Origin of the sequence: Moraxella nasibovis, from assembly GCF_029581575.1 — a bacterium.
Taxonomy (GTDB): Bacteria; Pseudomonadota; Gammaproteobacteria; order Pseudomonadales; family Moraxellaceae; genus Moraxella; species Moraxella nasibovis.
In genome coordinates, this window is the sequence record NZ_CP089975.1 from 948,371 (window position 1) to 973,983 (window position 25,613).

The window sequence follows — 25,613 nt, forward strand, 5'->3', positions numbered from 1 at the left end:
GTCTTAATGATTGCCAAGCCTAATGCAACTTTGCATTGATATTAAAATTTTGTGGCAATCATCGCTAAAAAAAATCATGCGAAATTAAAAAAACTGTGTTAAAATTAGCCGCATATTTACACCATATCATGTATTATCCATAAAATATTACACTACATATTGTCAAGTCATTTCGATTTTCTAACAATCACATCAATTTTTAGTCAGTTAAGGGTGTTAAAAAGCTCATGCAATATTCTATTTTTTGCCAAACAAAAAACGATGTCTTAAAAGAACCCATGTTCTTTGGTCAGCCTGTCAATGTCTCTCGTTATGACCAACAAAAACACCCGATTTTTGAGCAGCTCATTGAAAAACAGCTGTCGTTTTTTTGGCGACCAGAAGAGATCGATGTGTCTCGTGATCGCATTGATTTTAGCGAATTGTCCGCCCATGAACAGCACATTTTCTTATCAAATCTAAAATACCAAACCTTGCTAGACAGCATTCAAGGTCGCAGCCCAAATGTGGTCTTGCTGCCTTTGGTGTCGATCCCTGAGCTTGAAACTTGGATTGAGACTTGGAGTTTTAGTGAGACCATTCATAGCCGCAGCTACACGCACATCATCCGTAATGTCGTCAATGACCCTAGCAAGATTTTTGATGACATTGTGGAAAATGAGCACATCTTAGAGCGTGCGTCAGACATTGCCAAGTATTATGACGATTTGCACCATGCGGCAAAATTGTACGACCTGCACGGCGAAGGCGAGTACGAGATTGATGGTGTGATGACGCCAGTCAATTTGCAAACGCTTAAAAAACAGCTGTATCTGTGCATTGTGGCGGTCAATGTCTTGGAGGCGATTCGTTTTTATGTGTCGTTTGCTTGCTCATTTGCCTTTGCTGAGCGTAAAGTGATGGAAGGCAATGCCAAAATCATCAAGATGATCGCGCGAGATGAGGCTTTGCATTTGAACGGCACACAGCACATGATCAATCTGATGCGTACAGGGCGTGATGATGCCGAGATGATGCAGATTGCCAAAGACTGTGAGGCGGAGGCGATTGAGATTTTTAAAAGTGCTGCCGAGCAAGAAAAAGCATGGGCGGAATATCTGTTTAAAGACGGCTCAATGATCGGGCTAAATAAAGACATTTTGTGTCAATATGTGGAGTTCATTACCAATACTCGCATGGCGGCGATTGGTCTGCCTGCCATCTTTGATGCCAAGTCTAACCCGATTCCTTGGATCAATGCATGGCTGTCATCGGACAATGTGCAAGTCGCTCCGCAAGAGACGGAGATCACCACTTATTTGGTGGGTCAGATTGACTCTGACTTGGACGATGTGGACTTGGACGACTTTGAGCTTTGATGTGCTGACTGCATGACGAAATGAAACAGGGTTGAAATGGGCTGGGTATTTACCGACGAGATGCGCTTTTATTTGCATGAAAATGAAACGCTGCTGGACGGAATGAAGCGCACTGAACATCAGACGGTGCGCTTTGAGTGTCAGCGAGGCTATTGTGGCTGCTGCAAAATGCGCATCACGGCAAACACTGGCGAGCTGATGATGGTGCAAAAACCCATCGCCATGCTGGACGATGATGAGGTACTGGCGTGCTGCTGCCGCCCGATGGGAACGGTGTGCGTCACTTATGCGCCCAAATGCGAGGGTGAACAGCTGAGTTTGTTTGAGGATAAAAGTCTGGCGTCGTGGCTGACGGTCTAGATGGGAGGTTTACCATGAAGCATGAGACAGTTAAGCAAAGCATTTTTAAACGCCGCATTTCAAAAAAAGCGCTCATCATGGCGGCAATCGGTCTGGTGGCGGTATCTGGTGTATGGTATGCACGCCCAAGCCCTAAGGTGGAGACGAACAAAGGGGCGGATGAGACGGATTTGTCGGGTTTGGTGGTAGCCAGCGCTCATGCGGAAGTTTTGCCAGCAAAGTCGCCGCATTTGGTGCGTTACATTTCCATCGATGAGGCGCCGCACTCAGAACAAAAAGCATTGCGTAGGCAGCTACACTTACTCCAAAAGACAGGCAGTCTGTCGGGTGGGGCGCTCACGGTGGAATTTAAGCAGGCCACGCACGCTAAGATGACCTATCGTTTTGGTCGTAGGCAGGCGCTCAGCTTTGAGCCTGCCGCTTTGAGTCCAGATGGCTTTGTCCTGACGGGTCGGCAGTATGAGGGCGTCAAAGGCGAGCAGGGCTTTGATGGTCTGTATCGTCTTTTTGAAAATCCGACGACAAAAGCCCGAGTTGAGCTTTTAGAGACCAAGATTTTGGCGGATGATCCTGTGGTGCTTTATGGCGAATTTGTCAATAAAACCATCGGCACGACATCAGTCATCTTTGAGACTTTGACCGACAAAAAAGGCACTCGTCATCACAATGCTCGCTTTGTACATCATGATAAGCTGTATGTGATGAGCGCTAAGGGCGTGGCTGAGCAGGATTTGGATGCACTGATCATGAATATTGTCCAAGAATAAGCTGCTCATTTTTTGGCTTTGATAAATGTAAAAGATAAAAAATACCGCACATCGCGGTATTTTTTGTGAAAGCTTATAAGGCTTATTTGTCCTTAGTGGCTTTGGTCGCTGCGACTCGGGCGACACTGACCGCAAGATCGGTGCGCTCGTCTTTTTCGTACAATGCGCCTGCACGACCGACGATGAGCGGATCGATGTTGCCAATCTGAGAAGCGTCTTTATTTTCATAATTGAGCTTGTTTAATACATAGCGCATGGCGTTAAGTCTGGCACGCTTTTTGCAGTCGGATTTGATGACAATCCAAGGCGACTCGGCGGTGTCGGTATTAAAGAACATCGCTTCTTTTGCCAAGGTGTAATCATCCCATTTATTCAAAGATGCCTTATCGACTGGCGAGAGTTTCCATTGTTTTAATGGGTCGTTTTCACGGCTGGCAAAGCGTGCTTTTTGCTCATCTCTTGATACCGAGAACCAGAATTTTACCAGCTGAATGCCAGATTCGATCAGATGTTTTTCAAACTCTGGCACTTGGTGCATGAAGGTCTGGTATTCTGTGTCTGTACAAAAGCCCATCACACGCTCTACCACCGCACGGTTGTACCAAGAGCGGTCAAAGAGCACGATCTCGCCTGAGGTCGGTAGGTGCTGAACATAGCGCTGAAAATACCACTGACCCTTTTCTTGCTCGGTGGGTTTTTCTAGGGCGACGACTCTGGCGCCACGAGGATTTAAATGCTCCATGAAACGCTTGATGGTGCCGCCCTTACCAGCAGCGTCACGACCTTCAAAGATGATGACAAGCTTTTGCCCTGTGGCTTTGATGTGGTGTTGTAGTTTGAGCAGTTCGATTTGTAATTTGTATTTTTGTGCTTCGTAGTTTTTGCGGCTTAGGCGATATTTGTATGGATAGCCGCCTTCACGCCAGTTGTCTGACAGCTGAGTGTCTTTGGATTTGTCGCCACGCAGCTGATTGGAAACCTGATGGGCGGTGGAGGGAAGGTAGTGGCTGAGCAGCTGCTCAACTTCTGCAAGATCATCAGGGGTGGCATGAGTCAGTAAATCTTCAAGCTGGCTTGCGGTGCTTGGCATGAGCGCTTTTTCAGCTTTGGGGGTGATTTTGGTGGTGCGGCGAGTTCTTGGGGGTTTATTGATGGTTTTGCCGTCGGTTGACATGACACACTCCTAATGAAAATGAAAAAAAATTAAAGGTTTGTTTCTTTTTCATGTTTTATATTACCACTTTCTATATCATGTGGCAATGTGTTTACTCTGATGAATATATCTAAAATTCTGATGAATTTGTCGATTTTATAAAGATTTTTTGATGAAATATGTTTTGCAGTTATAGGGTGGGATTTTGTTATGGGGGCGAGATGCAATTGACATTAAGATGGTTTGAAATATTTAGAAAATATTTAGACTAACCTGTCAAACTCTCTCAAAACCCTTGCAAATCCTAGCAATCGCCGTCGTAATTTCAACCAGCTTTTTTGTTTCCGATTCAAATGCACAAACCTGCGCACATGATAGACTGCCGTATGAAAAATCTAATAACAATTGACCCAAAAACAAAACTGCCAAAATCCTTTTAGGCGATGATTACGAATCTTTTGAATTATGCACAAAAGATTGGCAGTTTGAGCAGTATGTTCAGCAGTGGAAAGATGCTGTTAGGTTGCTATTGGACACAGGCAGTACGGTTTGTTTGATTAAACATTATGAAACGGCAAAAGACCATGTCAAAATGATGCATTTTTATACTGTTTTTACAAAAGAGGCGGCCTATCCGCTTTGTGATGACATCGGTGATGATGAGTTTCTTATCACTGAAAGCTTTGTTTTTGTCACACAAGATGAAAAGGTTCTTACGACAAGTCATTATTATGATAAAATTTTTGACAGCTTTTCTGAATATTTTCCCATCTATTATTTTAATCCGGATCGCATCGAGCATTTTTATCTTTACTTAGATGCAAGAACAAACGGCATTTCAACATGGCAAGTGTCCAGACAGCAGCTTAGCACAGTTCTTGAATTAAAAGCGTGACCCAGCATTTATATTGCAGCGCATTAAATTTGCCAAATTTTAAGCATACCAACAGAACCTTAAAAATGATACAAACAAACCTTGTGCCGTAGGGGCGGATAATATTCGCCCAGCAATTGAAGGTTTGTATAAGGCAAATGTGATCTGCCCCTACAAATTTGTACCAAATTTTGCGTTCGATTGGTGTGTATGCCAATCTACCAAGCAAGCGACGCCCGACCACCCTTGCAAAATCTGCTCATCGCCACCATAATGGCAAGCACTATTTATTGCCATTACCTAAGATGATAATTTGACACATGCGAATCCCAGACACCAAAAACACCACTCGACAAGACCGCCACCTAAACCAACTTGCCAAACAGCTCCAAGAGTCCGCCGAGCTGACGGGCGTCAATGTTTCTGGCACGCAGATCAGTAGCCAAGCCTTTGATTTGGTGAGTGATTATGAGCCAGCAGGCGATCAGCCAACCGCCATCGAAGGCTTGGTGGAGGGCGTGCGTGCGGGCAAAAAAGAGCAGCTTTTGCTTGGCGTAACTGGCTCTGGCAAGACCTACACGATGGCAAAAGTCATCGCCAAGCTTGGGCGACCTGCGATCATCATGGCGCATAACAAGACGCTTGCCGCTCAGCTGTACGGCGAGTTTAAGGCGTTTTTTCCGCACAATGCGGTGGAATATTTTGTCTCATACTACGATTATTATCAGCCTGAGGCGTATGTGCCAGCGTCTGATACTTTTATTGAAAAGGACAGTGCGATTAACGACCACATTGACCAAATGCGACTGTCTGCCACGCGTGCCTTGTTAGAGCGCCGTGATGCGATCATCATCGCCAGTGTGTCCGCCATTTATGGCTTGGGCGACCCAGAAAGCTACCTAAAAATGCTCCTGCACATCGTCGTGGGCGACCGTCTCGACCGCACCGCACTTATTAAGCGTCTGGTGGAACTGCAATACGAGCGCAACGAGCTTGACTTTGGGCGGGGTACTTATCGTATTCGGGGTGAGACTTTGGACATTTATCCTGCCGAGAGCGAGAGCCTTGCCGTGCGCATTGAGATGTTTGATGATGAGGTGGAAAAAATCGTCTGGTTCGACCCTTTGACGGGCAAAAATGTCCGTACCGCCCCACGCATCACCATTTATCCCAAGTCGCACTATGTGACGCCACGAGAAAAACTGGAAGCGGCGAGCGAGACCATCAAGGCGGAGCTTGCCGAGCGGTTGGAGTATTTTAGAAATAACGACAAGCTCATCGAGGCGCAGCGCATCAAAGAGCGCACGCAGTACGACCTTGAAATGATTCAGCAGCTTGGCTACTGTAACGGCATTGAGAACTATTCTCGTCATCTGTCTGGGCGACCTGCTGGCGTGGCACCGCCGACTTTGTTTGATTATGTGCCAGAGGATGCGCTGCTATTCATTGACGAAAGTCATGTCACCGTGCCGCAGATTGGGGCGATGTATAAGGGCGACCGCAGCCGCAAAGAGACTTTGGTGAATTATGGCTTTCGTCTGCCCAGTGCGATGGACAACCGTCCGATGAAATTTGAAGAGTGGGAGCGCATCAAGCCTGCCACCATCTATGTCTCAGCGACGCCCGCCGCTTATGAGCTTGAACAAAGCGAGCAGGTGGTGGAGCAGGTCGTGCGCCCGACAGGTCTTGTCGATCCTGTGCTTGAAATCCGCCCTGTGCTTACCCAAGTGGACGATGTGCTGGGCGAGATCAACCTACGAAAGCCCTTGAACGAGCGAGTGCTCATTACCACACTCACCAAACGCATGGCGGAGGATTTGACGAGCTATTTAAAAGAATATGGCATTAAAGTGGCGTATTTGCATTCGGACATCGACACGGTCGAGCGCATGAAAATCATCCACGAACTTCGCACAGGCGTGCACGATGTCTTGGTGGGTATCAACCTTCTGCGTGAGGGGCTTGATATGCCTGAGGTGAGCCTTGTGGCGATTTTTGATGCCGATAAAGAAGGCTTTTTGCGCTCGGAGCGCTCGCTCATCCAGACCATCGGGCGGGCGGCTCGCCACATCAACGGCAAGGCGATTTTGTACGCCGACAGCATCACCCCGAGTATGCAAAAGGCGATGGAAGAAACTGAGCGCCGCCGTGCCAAGCAGATCGCCTTTAATGAGGCGCATGGCATCACGCCAAAATCGGCAAGCCGTGCCATCACTGACAAGATCGATACGGGTGAGGAAGAGGCGATGCACGCTTTGGGCAGCACCATCATCAACCAAACCGCCATCGCAGGCGTGGATGAAGAGATTCTGCGCCGACCAGAGCTGATTGTCAAAGAAATCGCCCGTCTTGAAAAGCAAATGAAAGCTTTGTCTGGCGAGCTAAAATTTGAAGAAGCGGCTCGTGTGCGTGATACTGTCTTGGCACTAAAAGAGCGATTGGTGGGGTAGGCGATGGGATTAATGAGTGTTTTAACCATTGTAATATCTTTATTATCTGTGTTGATTGCGTATATGGTTTTTGCAAATAATCTTAAACCAAAAATCATTATATTTGCTCAAATGCACAAAAATAAGAAAACAATCATTAATCTTGTGGTGAAAAACATTGGTAATGATATAGCGTATGATGTTAAGTTTGTAAGTGATAGACCGATTCCAAGAAGCGCTTTTGGATTACTCAAATTAGAAAATCCGAATGAATTTTTTGAATCTGGAATTTTTAGCTATGGAATAAAAGTTTTCAATCCTCAACAAGAGTTTGTGTATGAATGGGGGCAATTTTATGGTTTGATGGAGGCTTTAAATGAGCAACCTTTGGAAATAAAGGCTTATTATAAATATAGAAACCCTTTAAAATTATGGTATCCTAAAGGCAAGGATGTGTCTGTGATTGATATTAGAGAAATGTCCGGACTTCCTGTTAATTATGGCAGTGTTAGAGTTGAATTAAAAAACTTAACCGAAGAAGTGAAAAAAATTAGACAAGTGTTGGACAAAATTGATGATAAAATCTAAGTCTCTACACCGCCACTACAAACTTCGTCAAATTAAAAACCAGCAAAAGGATTTATAGTGCCAAGGGTTGGGGCTACGATACTTGACAATTATTATTGGAATGAAACATGTATCTTATCAATTTTTTCACTCATACCAATGATGAGATTTATTCCATCAAATCTAATGAAATTTTCTGTAAGCAACAGCAAATTTTGCAAATAAAAACCAAAGCGAAGGCTTTACAAATCAATTTGCAAGCTTTTGATAGGGTTGAAATTTTTGTAGAAAATTATTTGAGAAAGCTATCCAAAATTTTTGTGTCAAGTTTTCAAAAAATCTTAATCAATGGGGATTGTATTGTGATAACCATTGATGAATGCTTGGCGTTTGATGAAGTTTTTGAAAATAATTTGTTTTATTATATCAATACAATGATAACAAAGCAAAAATTTTCTTGGCTTAATTATAGCGATAAAGAGAAATTTTTATGGTTAAGGTCAAGTTATTTTTATTGCAGAAATCACTGTCATTATAATCATTTTTTGGAAATCGATGGAAAAAACATTCAAACAAAAAATGATTTTCTGTGTTATTTTGCAGAAAGCTTAATCGGAATTGGGGCTTATTTTGGCTCGGATTTAGATGGTTTTGATGAGTGTTTTGATATATACAAAATTAAAGATATTCATTTAAAATGGCATAATTTTGAGTGTAATGATTTTTGTTATAAAAATGATATTGTTGATATACTGACAAGTAGAAATGTAAAATTAACCATAGGGTAATTTTGATAGGTGGATTGTAAGGTGCTTACCCATCGCACCATTTAAGATATTTTATTTAGAAACGGTGCGTAATACGCACCTTACCTTTTAATTACCAAAACCCCCAAACCATATCAAACTATGAACAACCCAGAAACCCATCCACTTGCCCCTTTTACCCCGCCTGATGCCAAAGTGTTGATATTGGGCAGTTTTCCGCCGCCGAAGTCACGCTGGAAAATGGACTTTTATTATCCTAATTTTAATAACGATATGTGGCGAATTTTGGGGTTGGTATTTTATAAGGATAAACATCATTTTATAGACATTGTTAATAAAACTTTTAAAGAACAATTAATCAAAGAATTTTTAAATGAACAAGGCATTGCGATTAGCGATACCGCCTATCAAATCAAACGCCTTGCGAATAACGCATCGGATAAATTTTTGGAGGTGGTAACAGAACAAGACATCAAGGCATTGCTGGATAAACTGCCAAATTGCCATACGCTGATTACCACAGGCGAAAAGGCAAGCCAGATTTTGTGTCAGCGTTATGACGCCCCCGCCCCAAAAGTGGGCGAAAGTGTTAAGATGATGATTGGTGATAGAAAGGTGCAGTTATACCGTTTGCCGTCATCGTCTCGGGCATATCCTTTGGCGACTGAGAAAAAGGCAGAGTATTATCAGGCGGTGTTTGAGCGGATTTTTGATGTTGACTAGGGTTTTGCCAATCTTAGACTTGCTACTTTATACAAAAAATTTTTGCACCAAAAACATATACAGGCAAGTGCCAACGCCGATGGACAAAAACATATTGCGTCGCCATGCGTGTAGCACGATGACCACAAGCCCTGCGATGAATTCTGGCAAGCCGTGATGCCCTTCAAGCAGATGGACATTTTTATAACAATACACCACCAAAAGACCAAACACCGCAGCAGGCAGGGCTTTGCCAAGATATTGGACGAATTTTGGGATGGGCTTATGAGCAGGAAAGGCGATGAACGCAATGTGCCGACAAAACTGCACAGCGATGATGGCGGTTAAGATGGTGATGAGTTGCTCGATGATGGTCATGATTTGCCCTAAGTACTACCCAACTTTTACCCAAATACTGCCCAAGATACGCCTAATGATACGCACGCAGGCGAGAGCGAAACACGCCCAATAGCACCAAAATACCCGCCATTGCGGGGATTAAAAAGCTGTCTTTGCCAAAAATGACGAGTGATAAAGCACTGACACCAAGCCCAATCAGACCGCTGATGTGGCTGTCTTCTTTGAGCCATTGCTCCAAAAAAATTACCAAAAACAGCGCCGTCATGGCAAATTCTGAGCCTTTGAAGTCAAAGGGTAAAATGTCCGTCAGCACCGAACCAATCGCCGAGCCGGTCACCCAATAAATGTGCAAAAATAAGGTAACCAGTAGCATGAACCAAGTTTTATCAATGCCATCGTCCAGTTTGGCAGAATAATTGATGGCAAAAGATTCGTCCGTCATCGCACTGATGAGATACAGCCTGCCAAGCCCTTTGGTGTCTTTGAAGCGATCAAGCATGGAAATGCCATAAAAAATCTGTCTGGCACTGATCATGCCAATCAAAAGTAGCACCGACATGGGGCTAAAAGTGGCGAGCAGAACGCTTGCCATGATAAATTCCACCGAGCCTGCAAAAATAAACAACGCCATCAAGATGGGGTATAGCGCCGAAAATCCCAAAGTCCGCATATACACGCCATACGCCATGCCCAAAAACAAAAATCCCGACAAAATGGGCAAGCTATGAATAAAAGCGGTCTTGATGGTGGCAGATGATGGGCGAGACATATGATGAGATGACTAAGATAAAATCGGCAAGTAAAAAGGCGTTATTATAAGCCAAAGCACGCTTAAAATAAAGGCTTTATCAGGGTTTTGTCAAGGTTTGATGTGTGCGAAATTTTGGTGCTTGATGTGTCAATTTGCCTGAAATATGCTACAATAAGAAACGAGTATTTTTAAAAATTTTGGAAAATTTTGGAGAATTTTATGACGGCGACCAAAAAGACCCCGCATGTACTGATGATCTTGGATGGCATTGGACATCGCACCGACCCAAGAGACAATGCGGTGCTTGCTGCCAACACGCCAAATTTAGACGCATTGACGGCAAGTTGCCCAAACGGACTGATTTCAGGCTCAGGCATGGATGTGGGTTTGCCTGATGGTCAGTTTGGCAATTCAGAAGTGGGGCATATGAATTTGGGTGCAGGACGCATTTTGTTCCAAGATTCTACTCGTATCATGAATGACATCAATACAGGCGATTTTTTCGCCAATCAAACCCTGATCAATGCCGTCAAAGCCGCTAACGATGAAGAGGGGGCGGTGCATATTTTGGGATTGCTCTCTGATGGCGGAGTTCATGCACACATCGACCATATGAAGGCAGCAGTGCGTTTGGCGCTGCAGCAAGGGGCATTGCAGGTGTTTGTGCATGGTTTTATGGACGGTCGAGACACGCCGCCTAAGTCTGCCGATGGCTATGTGGCTGATTTTGAGGCGTTTTTGGAAGAAGTGAATGGCGAGTTTGAAGGCGAGGCAAAAATCGCCAGCATGATTGGGCGATTCTTTGCGATGGACAGAGACAAACGCTGGGATCGTGTGCAGTCGGCTTATGAGCTACTTACCCAAGCTAAGGCGGTGCGTGAGGCACAGTCGGCAAGCGATGCGGTGCGTTTGGCGTACGAGGCAGGCGAGACGGACGAGTTTATCCAAGCAACCATCATTGATGATAATGGCATCATCTGCGACAACGATGCGGTGATTTTTATGAATTTCCGTGCCGATCGTGCCAGAGAGATTTCGCAGGCGTTTGTGAATGCTGATTTTGATGGTTTTGAGCGTAAAGTCGCGCCAGCATTGTCCGCTTATGTCATGCTGACCAAATATTCGGACGAACTTGAAAATAATGCCAAAACCACGATTGCCTATTATCCGACCAGCCTTGCCAATACGCTTGGCGAATATTTACAAAACAATGGCAAAACCCAACTGCGTATCGCCGAAACCGAAAAATACGCCCATGTTACCTTTTTCTTTAGCGGTGGTCGAGAAGAGCTGTACGAGGGCGAACAGCGTATTTTGGTAAACAGTCCAAATGTTAAGACTTATGATTTAAAGCCTGAGATGAGTGCTTATGAAGTAACTGACAAGCTCAAAGCCGCCATTGAATCTGGTGAGTTTGATGTGCTTGTCATCAACTATGCCAATGGCGACATGGTGGGTCATACTGGCGTGTTTGAGGCGGCGGTCAAGGCGGTAGAAGCGGTTGATGAGTGTATTGGCGTGATTGTAGATGGCGTGCGTCAGGCGGGCGGTCATCTGCTCATCACTGCCGACCACGGCAACTGCGAACAAATGCAAGACTACGAAAGTGGTCAGGTGCATACACAGCACACCACCGAGCTTGTGCCGTTCATCTATGTGGGCGATAAAGCGCTGAGCGTCCGCACAGGTGGTAAATTGTGCGATGTGGCACCGACCATTTTGCACCTGATGGGCATGGAAAAGCCTGCCGAGATGACAGGTGAGAGCCTGCTTGTTGAAATCTGATTTGCCTTGATGTGCATGGGTGAGTATTTAAAAATGCTCACCGTTAAGCGTACGGCTTAGGTGTTATTTAGATGCTAATTAGATACTAAGATGTTTTAGATTGGCTTTTGTAAATGGCGGCATTTTTAAGGCATGGTTATGAAAAATATGGCTAAAAAACAATTACCCACTTTGACTTTGCTTGCACTGATGATGGCAAGTCCACTGCCTGCCCAAGCAGAGCTGCCCAAGCCAATCGCTAAGATGGCGAGCTTTTTTGGCATCATCGATGCGCCTGATGAGCAAACGGTGCAGGCGGGCGAGAGTGTGCCAGATGATGAAAGCTTGGCGCAGACACAAGACATTGCGCTTGATGTGCTTGACACTCAGCCAAACACATTGCACGGCATTGAGGGGCTACACCAAGGGCGAGTACCGCTCAACGCCATCTCGCCAAATACGCTAAAAACCTTCGTGTCGGTCATCGATCTGGTGCGCCGTGAGTATCCAGAGCAGACCAACGACGATGAGCTGTTTTATCACGCCATCAACGGCATGCTCCATAAGATTGACAGTCATGCTGAGTTTTTGGACGCCAAAGCTTTTGAAAGCTTGCAGTCTTTTACCGTGGGCAAGGTGGCGGATGTGGGGGTGAGCGCTGTTTGGCAAGAGCGGGCAGGGCATTGGGTCGTTGAGCGGGTCATCGCCGACTCACCTGCCGCCAAAGCTGGCATACAGGTGGGGGATTATCTGCATCAGATTGGCGATGTGCGGCTATCCATCCAGCAAAGCGCCAATGATGTCGCTCAGCTGCTCAATGGCATCTTAGGCAGCAAGGTGGATGTGACTTTTTCTAAGGCGGGACGCTCCAAGCTCACCAAGACGCTTGAACGCACGCACGAGACGCAGTCCAACATCGAGGCGATGGTCAAGGGTGGTATCATCATCATTAAGCTGCCTGTTTTTCAGGCAAATACTCGTGAGCAGATTTTAAATGGTGTTGCCAGTGCAGGCGTGCCGATACAAGGCATGATCATCGATGTGCGTAACAATCCGGGTGGCGTCTTGGAGTCGGCGGTGGATGTGGCGTCGCTGTTCATGCGCAATCAGGTCGTCACACAGGTGCAAGGTCGAGATGGTATTGAGCGGGTGATGCACACGACAGGCTCGCCGCTGCTTGATGAAATTCCGCTCATCATCCTACAAAACCGCTACTCTGCATCGGCAGCAGAAGTTTTATCAAGCAGCTTACAGACCCAAAAGCGTGCGCTCATCATCGGTGAGACAAGCTACGGCAAAGGCTCGGTGCAGTCAGTGATTCCCATCGCAGACAATCAAGCGGTGAAAATCACCACCGCACATTATCTCACCGCAGAGGGTGGGCAGATTGACAAGGTTGGTGTCAAGCCTGATTTGGTGCTAAATCCACCACAAACTGACAAAGCAGCGCCCATAAGCCAAGATATGCCTGCCAAAGGTGCGTCAGCAAGCACATCGCTCACTGACGACTGGCTGGATCAGGCACTGTTGGTCATGGAGGAAGGTAAGCTTGCTGAGGGCATTGAGTTTGCGCCTGTTGGTGGGTTTTAGTGGTTTTGATTTGCCAGTTAAAAGTTGGTTTATCAGTGAAAAGACGGTGATGGTATATTTAAAAGCCAGTGATGACAGGTTTATCTTGCCAATACGCCTAAAACGACAAAAAGAGCGATGAATTATCGCTCTTTTTTATTGGCAAAATACATGATGGCGCAGCGCACCTAAAAAGCTGATTAAATAAATGCAAACACTTCATCAAAGTCAAGTCGTGCTTTGGGCAGGTGTTTATTAAAATCTTCATCGCTGCCATAGCCAAGGCTGACTATGACGCTGGCGGTGAGTGCCTGATTTGGCAGATCAAATGCTTGATTGATGACATCGGCATTAAAACCGCCGATCGGCGTGGCATCGACGCCAGCAAGCTTTGCCGTCATCAGCAGATGCCCTAAGGCGATGAAAGTCTGCTGCTCTGCCCAGCGGGCGAGTAGGACGGGGTCTTTGGCGTATTCATTGAGATAATTTTGGCACAGGCTTAGCCGAGCGGTTTTGCTTTGCGGCGTTTGAAATCTGCCTGCTTTTTCTTCGGCATCTAGGATTTTTTGGAGATGTGAGTCATCCAGTGTGGTGCGAGTGCAAAGAATGAGCGTGTGCGAGGCGTTCATGACCTTTGGTGCATTATGCGCATCGCCATCAGTCATGCTCGTAGCGATGCGTGTTTTGGTGGTGTCATTGTCCGCCACCAAAAACCGCCACGGCTGAATGTTGATTGACGATGGCGCAAGACGCAGTGATTCTAACAGCATTCTTAAAGTCTCATCGTCAATGCGTTTGTTTTTATCATAAGCTTTACAGGTGTGGCGAGCTTGGCTTAATGCGGCTGCGTTGAGTGTCAAATCGTGCATGTGGTCTCCTAAATATTTACCTTAAAAGCTGACACTTTCCATGACTTGCATGGTAGGCTGAGCGTGTCTTTTAAAAATGGGTGTGGTGGCTATTTGTCTTGATTGTCAAGCTGCTCGTTTTTATTGCTGGTTTTGCCATGAATGCTGCCTTGCACGCTGCCATCATGAAACTTGATACAAATGTCATGCTCGGGCTTGGCATCATGGGCTGATGAGATGATCTTGCCATCTTGATAGACAAGTGCATAGCCTTTGGCGAGTGTCTTGGCAGGGTGCTGGATTAAAATCAGGCTTTGCAAATGCTTGCAATGCTCACGCATCAGCACAAGCTTGGTCTTGGCGACTTTGTGCCGAGAAAACAGATTTGCCGTCTTGGATTTGGCATGAGACAGCTTAGCCGTCGCGTGCGTCTGGCTTTGGCTGATGAGATGAGCGTTGTGAGTTTTTTGTTGATCCAGCTGATGTTTTGCTAAGATTTTGGTGGTGCTCATGAGATTTTGGCTGTCTTTTTTGGCAAGCTGTACCAATTTTAGTGCCGCTGCTTGACTTTGCTTCATGGCGTGATCGCTGGTATTTTTGGCAAAGGTGAGCTTGGCTTGACTGCTCATTTGAATGTGCTGCATGGCGTCTTTGGCGTTTTGGGTGATGGTGATGAGCTGCCGCTCGATGGCTGCGATGACCTTGGATGGCGTGTCAAAGCGTGTGTGCGCCACTTCATCAAGCAGTACCCGATCACGCTCATGACCAATGCCCACCCACACAGGGATAGGCTGTTCGGCGATGAGTGCGGCAAGCTCAAAATCGTTCAGATACGCCAAATCACCCACCGCACCGCCACCACGAATGATGACCATCAAATCTGGCAAATGTAAAAAACGCTTAGCAAACTCCGCCATGCTCTTGGTGATGGCGCCCCGTATCTCATCGGGCGCATGATTGCCTTGAAAGGTGGCGTGATGATAATGAAATGTGCAAGCGCCTGCTTGTTCAAGTCGGTCTGCTTCACGGCGAAAATCGCCCAAACCTGCGGCACTTTCTGGGGCGATGACGATGACATGACGAATGTCAAAAGGGGTGGGCAGGGCTTTATTAAGCGTCGTCAATCCCTCGTCGTGCAGGCGTTTGAGCATGGCATGATACGCCGCCGCAAGCTCGCCCAGCGTGTAGGTGGGGTCGATGTCGCTGATGTTGATGCTAAATCCATACTGAGCATGAAATGACGCAGCGGCCTTGATGAGAATGCTGGTGCCTGCTTGTAGCTCTCGTCCTGTCGCCGTGTGAAATTTCGCCAAGATGCTCGGTGCTTTATAACGCCACAGCGTGCCACGACAGCTGGCGACGATCTGGTCGTTGTCGTCTTTTTCTGCCAATTCAAAATAATAATGACCGCCCTTGGACGACAAAGCACGCACCTCGGCACGCACCCAGACTTCATGATCAAAAGTATCAGAAATGACCATCTTGACCGCCGTCAAATAGTCGCTCAGTGACAGCTCTGCGCCTTGCAGGGTGCTTTGCGTGTCCATTTGGTCGCTCAGCTCGTCCATCTCAGCAAGGATTTTGGCGTGCAGCTCATCGACCTTGTCATCTGGGGTGTAGAGTGTCTGGGCAAGATCTGCGATGCGTTTGGCTGTTGGGTTCATGATGTGCTTATATTAAAAATATCCGCTACTATATCATAAGCTTGGGTTTTGTGAAAATGATTTGACGATTTGCCAAAAAGATTGGGTGGATTTATAAGTAAATTAGCATAAAAAAAGTCTATTTATAGATTTTTATGATAACTAAACAATAATTTCCCATTTGTGTTTGTGCAAATGTTCGGTTAATTTATGCGCTAATTGGCATTTAAGCTTGTATGATTTTACAAACAGGCTTGGCGGTTGTGATTGCCGCCTTGCATGTTTGCCAATCAAAAGTATAACGAACTACGGAATAACCACCATGAATCTCACCATCGATCAAGAACGCATCTCAAACATCGCTGCCATCGCCTGCGACAAAAGCCATGAGAATGCGACAATGTTACAAAAATTCATCCGCATTTATTATCAGCACTTGCCGCACGATGTCGCCGCCACGACTGATGATGCCAAGCTTTGTGGTATGGCGCTGCATCATTTTAGCCTGCTAAAACATCATAACGGACAAAACCCACGCCTGTCTGTAATCAATCCTGTCAGCGACGAGCATTATTTTGCCAGTAAAGACAGTGTGATTCAGATGGCGGTTCTGGATCGCCCGTTTTTGACCGACACCATGCTGATGAGCCTTGAAAGACTTGGCGTTTCGGTCAAGCGCATTCATAATGTCATCGTCAAAGTCGCACGCAACGAGCAGGGCGATCTCATCGACATCATGGCGACGGATGAAAGTGGCGCAGACATCGCTCAGCAGTATTCGCTGCTGCATTGCCAGATTGCCCGTCAGGACGAAAAGACGCTGGGGGAGATTCACGCAACCTTGCTGTCTGCGATCAATACGCTTGATGTCATCGTCTCAGACTGGACGCTCATGCGTGATAAGCTTTGCACCATTCGCACTCAGATGGCAGACATGCCTGTGCCAAGCACGCACCATTCCAAATCAGAGGTGCTTGATTTCTTGGATTGGATGGGTGACGAGCATTTTATCTTTATGGGTTTTCGAGAGTATCGCTTTGAGGGGCTTGGCGAGGATGCTAAGCTGTACTCGGTGGGCGGTAGTGGCTTGGGTGTGCTGCGTGGCGCCAAAGAGGATCAGATTTCACAGAGTTTTGATCGCTTGCCTGCCAAGCTCAAAGCGCTGCTGAGTGCGCCACGGGTGATTTTATTGTCAAAGTCTCGGCATGAGTCGCCCATTCATCGTCCTGTTTATATGGATTTTTTGGGCATTCATAAATACGATGAGTCAGGCAAGCTCATCGGCGAATATCGCTTTGTCGGACTTTTGACTTCTCGGGCGTATCATGCTCAGGTTGGCAGCATTCCGCTTTTGCGTGAAAAAGCCAAGCAAATCCTTGATATGTCTGGACTGCCAAAAAATGGACACAGCCATTTAAAGCTTGCCCACATCATCAACACACTGCCCCGTGATGATTTGTTTCAGGCGGGCATCGATGAGCTGTATCCGATGGTGGTGGCGATCAGTCAGCTACAAGACAAAAACCGTCTGCGTCTGTTTGCTCGCATCGATCATTATCAGCGTTTCGTGTCGTGTCTGGTGTATGTGCCACGCCATAAATTTGATACCCAGCTGCGTGTCAAAATTCAAGCGCTTTTGACCGAAAGTTATGGCGGTGTGTCATCAAACTTTACCACCGAATTTAATGAGCTGCACCATGCTCGTGTGCATATCCATGTGCGCACCACGCCAGGAAAAATCAAGGCAGTGGATGTCATCGCTTTGGAAAATAAGCTTGCAGCGCTCATGCAAGACTGGTCGGATGAGTATGTCAAAGTGCTTGGCGAAGAGCTGGGTGAAAGCGAGGCAAATCGCATCATGCGTGACTATGGCGACTTCATACCTGCGGCATATAAAGAGCGCTACGATGCGCATACGGCAGCTGCCGACACCAAGCGTTTGCTTGCCATCAATGAGACCAATCCGATGGCATGGCGACTGTATCAGCCTGTGGGCGAGGGGGCGGACAGACTGACTTTAAAACTGTATGGACAGGGTGAGCCGTCGATACTGTCGCATGTGCTGCCGATTTTGGAGAATTTTGGGGTGCAGGTATTAAGCGCTCAGACTTTCAAGCTTGATAATCACCTAAGCCTATGGCTACAAGAATATAAGCTCAAACTGCGCCAAGGCATCAGCATTGACCTAGATGCGGTGCGCCGTCAGTTTGAGGAGAGTTTGCGTGAGATTTGGGCAGGGCGCTTAGAATCAGACAAGCTGAATGAGCTTGTCTTAACGACGCATCTGGACGGCCATGAGGTGCTGATTTTGCGAGCTTTGGCAAGATATATGGTGCAGGCTCGTGCTCCATTTTCTAGCGACTACATTCATGCAGCGCTGGTGAATAATCCTGCTTTGAGTGAGCGGATTGTGGCGCTGTTTCATGCCAAGATGTCACCTGATGTGCCTGAGCGTCAATATGCCATCACAAGCGCCCAAGAGGCGGTGAATGCAGGGCTTTCTTTGGTTGAAAGTTTGGATGAAGATCGTATCATTCGTTGGTTCTTGGATTTGATCCATGCGCTGCTTCGCACCAGTTTTTATCAGCGTGATGAAGCAGGCGTGCGTAAAGATCGGGTGTCTTTTAAATTTGCCGCCAGTCAGATTCCGCATCTGCCCAAGCCCAAGCCTTTGTTTGAGATTTATGTGTATTCGCCCCGCATCGAAGGCGTGCATTTGCGTGGCGGTAAGGTGGCTCGTGGCGGTCTTAGATGGTCTGACCGCATGGAAGACTATCGCACCGAAGTGCTGGGGCTCGTCAAGGCGCAAATGGTCAAAAATGCCGTCATCGTGCCTGTTGGCTCCAAAGGGGGCTTTGTGTGTAAAGACCGCAGCAAATCGGTCAATCGTGAGACTTGGCAGGCAGAAGGCGTGGCGTGCTATCAGACTTTCATTCGTGGCTTGCTTGATTTGACTGATAATTTGATTGATGGCAAAGTTGTGCCACCTGCCAACACCGTGCGCCATGATGAAGATGACCCTTACTTGGTGGTGGCTGCCGACAAAGGCACGGCGACCTTCTCAGACATCGCCAATGCGCTGTCGGCAGAGTATGGCTTTTGGCTACAAGATGCCTTTGCGTCTGGTGGCTCGGCAGGCTACGACCACAAAGGCATGGGCATCACCGCTCGTGGTGCGTGGGAGAGTGTGAAACGCCATTTCCGCTTGATGGGCAAAGACATCCAAAATCGTGATGAGATCACGGTGGTGGGCATTGGTGACATGTCTGGCGATGTGTTTGGCAATGGTATGTTATTATCCAAAAACATTCGTCTGCAAGCGGCATTCAACCACATGCACATTTTCATCGACCCAAATCCTGACGCTAAGACTTCCTTTGCTGAGCGTGAGCGCCTGTTTCATTTGCCACGCTCTATGTGGACGGACTATGAGCCAAGTCTCATCAGCGAGGGCGGCGGTGTGTTTAGTCGCACGGACAAAGCCATCACAATCACACCACAAATGCAAGCAGCCTTTGACATTCATGATGAGACTTTGACGCCAAATGAGCTGCTGAATAAACTACTAAAAGCCCCTGTGGACTTGATTTGGAACGGTGGCATTGGCACATACATCAAAGCGTCTGATGAAGAGCACGCTGATGTTGGCGACCGTGCCAACGACGCCATCCGTGTCAATGGCAGCGAGGTGCGTGCCAAAGCCATCGGCGAGGGTGGTAACTTGGGCTGCACCCAAAAAGGGCGCATTGAGTATGCCAAAGCAGGTGGGCGCATTTATACCGACGCCATTGATAATTCGGCAGGCGTGAACTGCTCTGACCATGAAGTGAATATTAAAATCTTGCTTGGGGCGGTCGTTGAAAAAGATGACATGACCATCAAGCAGCGCAATGATTTGCTTGAAAGTATGACCGATGAAGTGGCAAATCTGGTGCTGCGTCAAAACTACTTACAGCCACAAGCGATCGAATTGTCAATCCGCCAAGCGCCTGACAAGCTGCCCGAGCATCAGCGCATCATGCAGTTTTTGGAGAGTGCTGGCAGGCTGGATCGTGCCATCGAGTATTTGCCAAGCGATGATGAAATCAAGGCGCGCCAAGCATCAGGACTTGGGCTGACCAATCCTGAATTTGCGGTGCTCTTTGCTTATGGCAAAATGTGGGTGTATGATGAGCTGCTTTCAAGCTCGCTGGCGGATGATGCTTACTTTTTAAATGAGCTGAAAAAATACTTCCCAAAAGCGCTGGAAGTGCCGTATTTTGATGAGATGGTAAAACATCGCTTGCACCGTGAGATCATCAGTACTTACCTGACAAATGGTCTGGTGAATCGTCTGGGCATTGAGACGGTGTTTGACATTCATCAAAAGACGGGGCGTGCGATCGATGAAATCACAAAAGCCTATGCAATGCTACGAGATGCTTTGGGTTTGCAGGCGCTGTGGAGTGAGCTTGAAGCGCTGGACAACCAAGTGAGTGCAGAGTTACAGCTTGATGTTGAATTGACCATGCGTGAGCATTTGAGTGGTATTTTGATTGCTCTATTAAACGATGGTGTTGATAATAGTACATTGACAAATCAAATCGCAAGCTTGGTAGCCACCGACAGCGTCGATGATGACTATCAGGCGCAGCTAGAAAATGCAGGTATGCCAAAAGCATCAGCCAAGCTGTTTGCCAAATTATCCGCCCAAGTGATTGCGCTAAATCTTGACTAAGAGTGGAGTCATCAACAAAAAATCAGAGCGTTGTTGGCGTTCTGATTTTTTTTGTGTCATCTTGGCGGCTGCAAAAGTTTTGGTGTATTCATATCTACCAAATTGATAAAGCAATACAACTTATATGGGTTGGGGTGCGTAACCCAATATTTTTATCGTAAATCTTTGAATTGATTGGGTTTTTCAGAAAATCTCAACCTGCGACATCACATAATTTTGCGGTAATCTTGCCATTCATTAGGTGTTTATATTTGCAAGAATGGCTTTGCTGTTATGTGGGCTTATCTTAGGCTGGTTTAAGGCGTTTTCATCCCAAGTCCTGCCAAAATTTGTGCTTTATATTCTCTTAACAAAGGAAGTAGGGTTTGGCTTGCCCATGCCTTGCGATAGCCTTGAAGACCCAAAGGCAGGCGGTCATCAGGGGCGTCTTGGGCGATCATGATGAGCATGTCATTGATCCAGCGACCACGCAAAAGCAGATTTTCTGGGATATTGGTGCTTTGACTGTATTCGCTGATGGCTTGATCGAGCGGTTTTTTAAAAGGCTTGTCTTTGCTGCGGTAGATGGGCGGTGGCAAAGGTGGTAGCTCGTTACTTGGGCAAGACTTGACTTCACGAATGATGCGCACGATTTCATCGCCATATTTACGCAGGGAACCACGGTTGATGGTGGTTCGGGCGAGTAGCTTGATGCTGTCTGGTAGCGTCTCAACGATCTCACGCAGCGCTTGCCTGCTGATGATGAAGGTTCTAGGCTCGTTGATGGCTCGTGCCAGCGTCTCTCGCCACAGCACCAGCTCTTTGAGTACGCCCATTTGTAGGCGGTCGTATTCTGGGGCGTAAAACTCCAAATATAAAAGCGCATCGCTTAAATTGGCGGTCTCGTGCAGCTCTTTGGCGTACAGATTGCTGTCCTCACAAGTTTGGCTAAGCACTTGATTTTGTTCAAGTTTTTCTTTGACGGCTTGATAAAGCGCCAGCAGGTAGCGCACATCGTTGGCGGCATAGGTCTCTTGTGTTGGGCTTAATGGTCGTGCCAGCCAATCGGACTGACTTTCTCCCTTATCAAGCTCAATGCCCAAGATTTCACTCACCGCCTGGCTGTATCCTGCTTGCAATTTCCCTGTCAAATACGCCACGCCAATTTGCACATCAAAAATGTTGGTTAGGGGTGCGTTTTTGGCAAGTAAATAAAAAATGCCCAAATCCTCACCACATGCATACCACACCATCGTCGGCACTTCTATGAGCGCTTGCCAAAATTCTGTCAAGTCCAACTTGGGCGCATCCACCAAATAAATGGCACGACCTGTATTGACTTGCACGAGCGCCAAAATCGGATAATAAGTGGTGCGTTTGATGAACTCCGTGTCAAGCGCGACGACATCGATCGAATCGATCTCATCGATGAGTGCATACAGCTCTTCTTCGCTGCGCACCCAAACGGTCGGCAGCTCATCTAGGGCATGAAGGTCAATGCCATCGGCACGGAAAAAGCCAAAGCGTTCGGCAGGGGTGGTAAGGTCGGTCATGTCAGATCAGATGAATTAGATAAAAGCACGGTTTTGTAAGGCTTGGTGCAGGGTTAGGCTATCAACATATTCAAGCTCGCCACCGATGGGGATGCCTTGGGCAAGTCGGGTGATTTTCTCGACATGGGGGCGGGCGGCGTCGTTGATAAAAAAAGCGGTCGTCTGACCTTCAACCGTCGCCCCAGTCGCCAAGATCAGCTCTGTGATGAACTCGTTTTTTAGCCGAAAAATCAGCTCATCGATGTGCAAATCGTCAGCATTGATGCCATCAATGGGAGACAAATGACCGCCTAAGACGAAGTATTTGCCACGGTAAGCGCCGCTTTGTTCGATCGCCATCACATCCGAGGCGCTCTCAACCACGCAAAGTAGGCTATCGTCTCGGCGAGGGTCGGCGCAGATGGGGCAGATCTCATCATCGCTGAATGAATGACAATGACGACATTCGACGATGTTTCGCATGGCATTGTCAAGCGCCTCGGCAAGACTGATGCCTTGCAAACGCTTTTTGGCGAGCAGCTGCAAAGCCATGCGCTGAGCGGATTTTTGCCCAACGCCGGGTAAATGTTGCAGCTCTTTGACCAGATGTTCAAAATTTGGGGTCAGCACGGCAGCTCACTTAGCCAAACAGACCCTGCATGCTTTTTGGCAGCCCCATGCCTGTGGTTGCACCAGCCATCACTTCCTCAGAAAGCTCGTCGGCTTGGCGTACGGCATCATTGATGGCGGCAGCGACCAAATCTTCGATCATGTCAGGCTCATCGTCCATCAAGCTTGGGTCGATTGATAGGCGCTTGACGACATGGCGACCAGTCATGGTGACTTTAACAAGACCGTTACCTGCCTCGCCATGCACTTCTTTGGTGGCAAGGCTGGCTTTGGCGGCTTCGACATTTTTTTCCACTTGCTTTTGCATGGCTTGAGCTTGTTGCATGAGCGCTTGGATATTCATGGTGTCATTCCTGTATTAAAAATTTTTGGTATTATAGCACATATTGGGGCATAAAATCCAAGCAGGCGCTTGCCTGCTCGGTGGCGGATTAAAGCTTGCAGGCACCGCCAGCGCAGCCGTCATCGATGTCGCCTTGGCTGTCATCGGCGCCATCACGCGTGTTGTGATAATACAGCGTTTTGACACCAAATTTATAGGCGGTGACAAGGTCTTGTAGCAGTACTTTCATCGGCACTTTATTGCCCTCAAACTTCGATGGGTCGTAGTTGGTGTTGGCAGAGATGCTTTGGTCGATGAATTTTTGCATGATGCCGACCAGTTTTAGGTAGCCGTCATTGTTTGGCATTTGCCACAAAAGCTCATAGTGATTGGCTAGGCGTTCAATATCAGGCACAACTTGCTTTAAGATACCGTCTTTGGACTGCTTGACCGACACCAGTCCGCGCGGCGGCTCGATGCCGTTGGTGGCATTGGCAATTTGCGAGCTGGTCTCTGATGGCATGAGTGCGGTCAAGGTGGAGTTTCTAAGACCGTGAGTCTTAATCTCTTGGCGAAGTGCCTCCCAGTCATAATGCAAAGGCTCTTGGCAAATACTGTCCAAGTCCGCCTTATAAGTGTCAATCGGCAAAATGCCTTGGCTATAAGTGGTTTGGTCAAACCAAGGACACGCTCCTTGCTCTTTGGCAAGCTTGTTGGATGCTTTTAGTAGGTAGTATTGCAACGCTTCAAAAGTGCGGTGCGTCAATCCTAGTGCGGCATTGTCCGAATAGCGAGTGCCATTTTTGGCAAGATAATAAGCAAAGTTAATCACGCCCACGCCCAGCGTACGGCGGTTTAGGCTGCCTTTTTTGGCGGCGGCGACAGGGTAGTCTTGATAATCCAGCAAAGCATCAAGCGCACGCACGATGAGCTCGGCAGGCTCTTCGATGTCTGTCAGATTTTCAATCTTGCCCAAATTAATCGCTGACAAGGTGCAAAGGGCAATTTCGCCATTTTCATCATTGATGTTGTCAAGCGGTTTGGTGGGCAGGGCGATTTCCATGCACAGATTTGACTGGCGAATTGGCGCCACACTTGGGTCAAATGGCGAATGCGTGTTGCAGTGATCGACATTCTGCACATAGATGCGACCTGTGCTGGCACGCTCTTGCAGCATGAGACTGAACAGCTCTCGGGCGGCGATGGTGCGCTTTCTGATGTTTGGATCTGCCTCATACAGGGTGTATAAGCGTTCAAATTCGGCTTGATCGGCAAAGAAAGCCTCGTACAAGCCTGGCACATCAGATGGCGAAAACAAAGTGATGTCTTTATTTTGGATAAGGCGTGTGTACAGCGTTTTGTTGATTTGCACGCCGTAGTCCATGTGGCGCACACGGTTGTCCTCTACGCCACGGTTGTTTTTTAGGACAAGTAGGCTTTCGACTTCCAGATGCCACATGGGATAAAATAAGGTCGCAGCCCCACCTCGCACACCGCCTTGTGAGCAAGACTTAACCGCCGCTTGGAACATCTTAAAAAATGGAATACAGCCTGTGTGCTGAGCCTCGCCGCCACGAATCGGGCTACCCAGCGCACGGATGGCGCCAGCGTTGATGCCGATACCGGCTCGCTGCGACACATAGCGGACGATGGCTGAGGTGGTGGCATTGATGCTGTCTAAGTTGTCATCGCACTCGATCAACACGCACGAGCTGAACTGGCGAGTTGGCGTACGCACGCCTGCCATGATCGGTGTTGGCAATGAAATATAAAAGTTGGAAGTGGCGTCATAAAAACGCTTCACATAGTCAAGGCGCTCTGCCTGTGGGTACTTGCTAAATAAGCACATACCAACCAGCATGTACAAAAACTGCGGACTTTCAAACACTTGCTTGGTGACACGGTCTTGCACCAGATATTTGCCCATCATCTGCTCGACGGCAGCATAGGCAAGATTCATGTCTCGCTCGTGTTCGATGTAGGCGTTTAATTCGTCAAATTCTGCCTTGGAGTAATCTGCCAAAAGGTGCTTGTCGTATTTGCCAGCGTTGGTCAGTTTGCTGACATGGTCAAACAAATGCGGCGGCTCGTACTCGCCATAGGCAATCTTACGCAGATGAAAAATCGCCAAGCGAGCGGCTAGGTATTGATAATCAGGCGTGTCGGCTGAGATTAAGTCGGCAGCCGCCTTGATGATGGTCTCGTGAATGTCTTTGGTGGCGATGCCATCATAAAACTGAATGTGCGATTTTAATTCTACTTGCGAAACAGAGACATTGGTCAGTCCTTTTGCTGCCCAATTGATGACCTTGTGGATTTTTTCTAGGTCAATCGGCTCTGATCTGCCGTCTCTTTTTGTCACTTGGATTTTGTCAATGTGTACCATGAACGCAGTTTTCCGTATGATGAGTGGATGATGAAATCGTCGTCAAGCTGTGTCAATTTGTGCATAGCACAAGCAAAAATAACGGATTTTCAAGCAGTTAGACGCGTGATGCTGGCAATCTTGATTCCAAAAAAT

At 47.3% G+C, this 25,613-nt stretch carries 20 protein-coding genes; 11 read left to right on the top strand and 9 right to left on the bottom strand.

Features of this window, described 5'->3' with window-relative positions:
- Positions 1-227: 227 nt before the first annotated feature.
- The 3 genes from nrdB to LU290_RS04515 are packed head-to-tail and all read left to right on the top strand — an operon-like array spanning position 228 to position 2,485.
- Positions 228-1,358 (top strand): class Ia ribonucleoside-diphosphate reductase subunit beta, encoded by a 1,131-nt coding sequence (nrdB, locus tag LU290_RS04505; protein ID WP_277809351.1) that lies wholly within the window; start codon positions 228-230, stop codon positions 1,356-1,358.
- Positions 1,359-1,394: 36 nt separating this feature from the next.
- Positions 1,395-1,718 carry a 2Fe-2S iron-sulfur cluster-binding protein gene (locus LU290_RS04510; RefSeq protein ID WP_277809352.1) on the top strand — a complete coding sequence of 108 codons (324 nt, stop codon included), beginning with the start codon at positions 1,395-1,397 and terminating at the stop codon, positions 1,716-1,718.
- 14 nt (positions 1,719-1,732) lie between these two features.
- On the top strand, positions 1,733-2,485 hold the full coding sequence (locus LU290_RS04515) for a hypothetical protein (RefSeq protein ID WP_277809353.1): 753 nt from the start codon (positions 1,733-1,735) through the stop codon (positions 2,483-2,485).
- Between the two features lie 82 nt (positions 2,486-2,567).
- On the opposite strand, the gene ppk2 is transcribed toward LU290_RS04515, so the two are convergent.
- Positions 2,568-3,659 carry a polyphosphate kinase 2 gene (ppk2, locus tag LU290_RS04520; RefSeq protein WP_370688545.1) on the bottom strand — a complete coding sequence of 364 codons (1,092 nt, stop codon included), beginning with the start codon at positions 3,657-3,659 and terminating at the stop codon, positions 2,568-2,570.
- Positions 3,660-4,167: 508 nt separating this feature from the next.
- Between ppk2 and LU290_RS04525 the strand changes: the two genes are divergently transcribed.
- The 5 genes from LU290_RS04525 to LU290_RS04545 all read left to right on the top strand — a co-directional run bounded on the left by LU290_RS04525 (position 4,168) and on the right by LU290_RS04545 (position 8,998).
- Positions 4,168-4,533, top strand: a complete 366-nt coding sequence (locus LU290_RS04525) for a hypothetical protein (RefSeq protein WP_277809354.1) — start codon at positions 4,168-4,170, stop codon at positions 4,531-4,533.
- A 299-nt stretch (positions 4,534-4,832) separates the two neighbouring features.
- Positions 4,833-6,962, top strand: coding sequence for an excinuclease ABC subunit UvrB (gene uvrB, locus LU290_RS04530; protein WP_277809355.1), 2,130 nt, complete (start codon positions 4,833-4,835; stop codon positions 6,960-6,962).
- Positions 6,963-6,974: 12 nt separating this feature from the next.
- Entirely contained in the window at positions 6,975-7,529 is a 555-nt protein-coding gene (locus tag LU290_RS04535; protein ID WP_277809356.1) for a DUF8453 domain-containing protein, read from the top strand.
- 107 nt (positions 7,530-7,636) lie between these two features.
- Complete coding sequence (locus tag LU290_RS04540; RefSeq protein WP_277809357.1) at positions 7,637-8,296, top strand: barstar family protein; 660 nt, start codon at positions 7,637-7,639, stop codon at positions 8,294-8,296.
- A gap of 120 nt (positions 8,297-8,416) precedes the next feature.
- On the top strand, positions 8,417-8,998 hold the full coding sequence (locus tag LU290_RS04545; protein WP_277809358.1) for a uracil-DNA glycosylase family protein: 582 nt from the start codon (positions 8,417-8,419) through the stop codon (positions 8,996-8,998).
- Positions 8,999-9,025: 27 nt separating this feature from the next.
- On the opposite strand, the gene LU290_RS04550 is transcribed toward LU290_RS04545, so the two are convergent.
- Both LU290_RS04550 and LU290_RS04555 read right to left on the bottom strand, forming a co-directional pair.
- Positions 9,026-9,355, bottom strand: a complete 330-nt coding sequence (locus LU290_RS04550; protein ID WP_277809359.1) for a branched-chain amino acid transporter permease — start codon at positions 9,353-9,355, stop codon at positions 9,026-9,028.
- Between the two features lie 52 nt (positions 9,356-9,407).
- The gene (locus tag LU290_RS04555; protein WP_277809360.1) at positions 9,408-10,106 is read right to left on the bottom strand and encodes an AzlC family ABC transporter permease; all 699 of its coding nucleotides are present in this window, start codon (positions 10,104-10,106) and stop codon (positions 9,408-9,410) included.
- Between the two features lie 201 nt (positions 10,107-10,307).
- On the opposite strand from LU290_RS04555, the gene gpmI reads away from it, so the two are divergent.
- On the top strand, positions 10,308-11,873 hold the full coding sequence (gene gpmI / locus LU290_RS04560; protein WP_277809361.1) for a 2,3-bisphosphoglycerate-independent phosphoglycerate mutase: 1,566 nt from the start codon (positions 10,308-10,310) through the stop codon (positions 11,871-11,873).
- A gap of 138 nt (positions 11,874-12,011) precedes the next feature.
- A complete protein-coding gene (locus tag LU290_RS04565) occupies positions 12,012-13,442 on the top strand; it encodes a S41 family peptidase (RefSeq protein ID WP_277809362.1) in 1,431 nt (476 codons plus the stop codon).
- A 179-nt stretch (positions 13,443-13,621) separates the two neighbouring features.
- On the opposite strand, the gene nfsB is transcribed toward LU290_RS04565, so the two are convergent.
- Both nfsB and xseA read right to left on the bottom strand, forming a co-directional pair.
- A complete protein-coding gene (nfsB, locus tag LU290_RS04570; protein ID WP_277809363.1) occupies positions 13,622-14,290 on the bottom strand; it encodes an oxygen-insensitive NAD(P)H nitroreductase in 669 nt (222 codons plus the stop codon).
- Between the two features lie 89 nt (positions 14,291-14,379).
- Positions 14,380-15,933 carry an exodeoxyribonuclease VII large subunit gene (gene xseA / locus LU290_RS04575; RefSeq protein WP_277809364.1) on the bottom strand — a complete coding sequence of 518 codons (1,554 nt, stop codon included), beginning with the start codon at positions 15,931-15,933 and terminating at the stop codon, positions 14,380-14,382.
- A 301-nt stretch (positions 15,934-16,234) separates the two neighbouring features.
- Here xseA and LU290_RS04580 point away from each other — a divergent pair, with 301 nt between their 5' ends.
- Positions 16,235-20,629, top strand: coding sequence for an NAD-glutamate dehydrogenase (locus LU290_RS04580; protein ID WP_277809365.1), 4,395 nt, complete (start codon positions 16,235-16,237; stop codon positions 20,627-20,629).
- A 296-nt stretch (positions 20,630-20,925) separates the two neighbouring features.
- On the opposite strand, the gene LU290_RS04585 is transcribed toward LU290_RS04580, so the two are convergent.
- The 4 genes from LU290_RS04585 to nrdA form a co-directional block, all read right to left on the bottom strand.
- Positions 20,926-22,161: a ribonuclease D gene (locus LU290_RS04585; protein WP_277809366.1), complete on the bottom strand. Its 1,236-nt coding sequence runs from the start codon at positions 22,159-22,161 to the stop codon at positions 20,926-20,928.
- Between the two features lie 15 nt (positions 22,162-22,176).
- Positions 22,177-22,770, bottom strand: a complete 594-nt coding sequence (recR, locus tag LU290_RS04590; protein WP_277809367.1) for a recombination mediator RecR — start codon at positions 22,768-22,770, stop codon at positions 22,177-22,179.
- A 10-nt stretch (positions 22,771-22,780) separates the two neighbouring features.
- A complete protein-coding gene (locus LU290_RS04595; RefSeq protein WP_277809368.1) occupies positions 22,781-23,113 on the bottom strand; it encodes a YbaB/EbfC family nucleoid-associated protein in 333 nt (110 codons plus the stop codon).
- A gap of 88 nt (positions 23,114-23,201) precedes the next feature.
- Positions 23,202-25,478, bottom strand: coding sequence for a class 1a ribonucleoside-diphosphate reductase subunit alpha (gene nrdA, locus LU290_RS04600; RefSeq protein WP_277809369.1), 2,277 nt, complete (start codon positions 25,476-25,478; stop codon positions 23,202-23,204).
- Between the last annotated feature and the right edge of the window lie 135 nt (positions 25,479-25,613).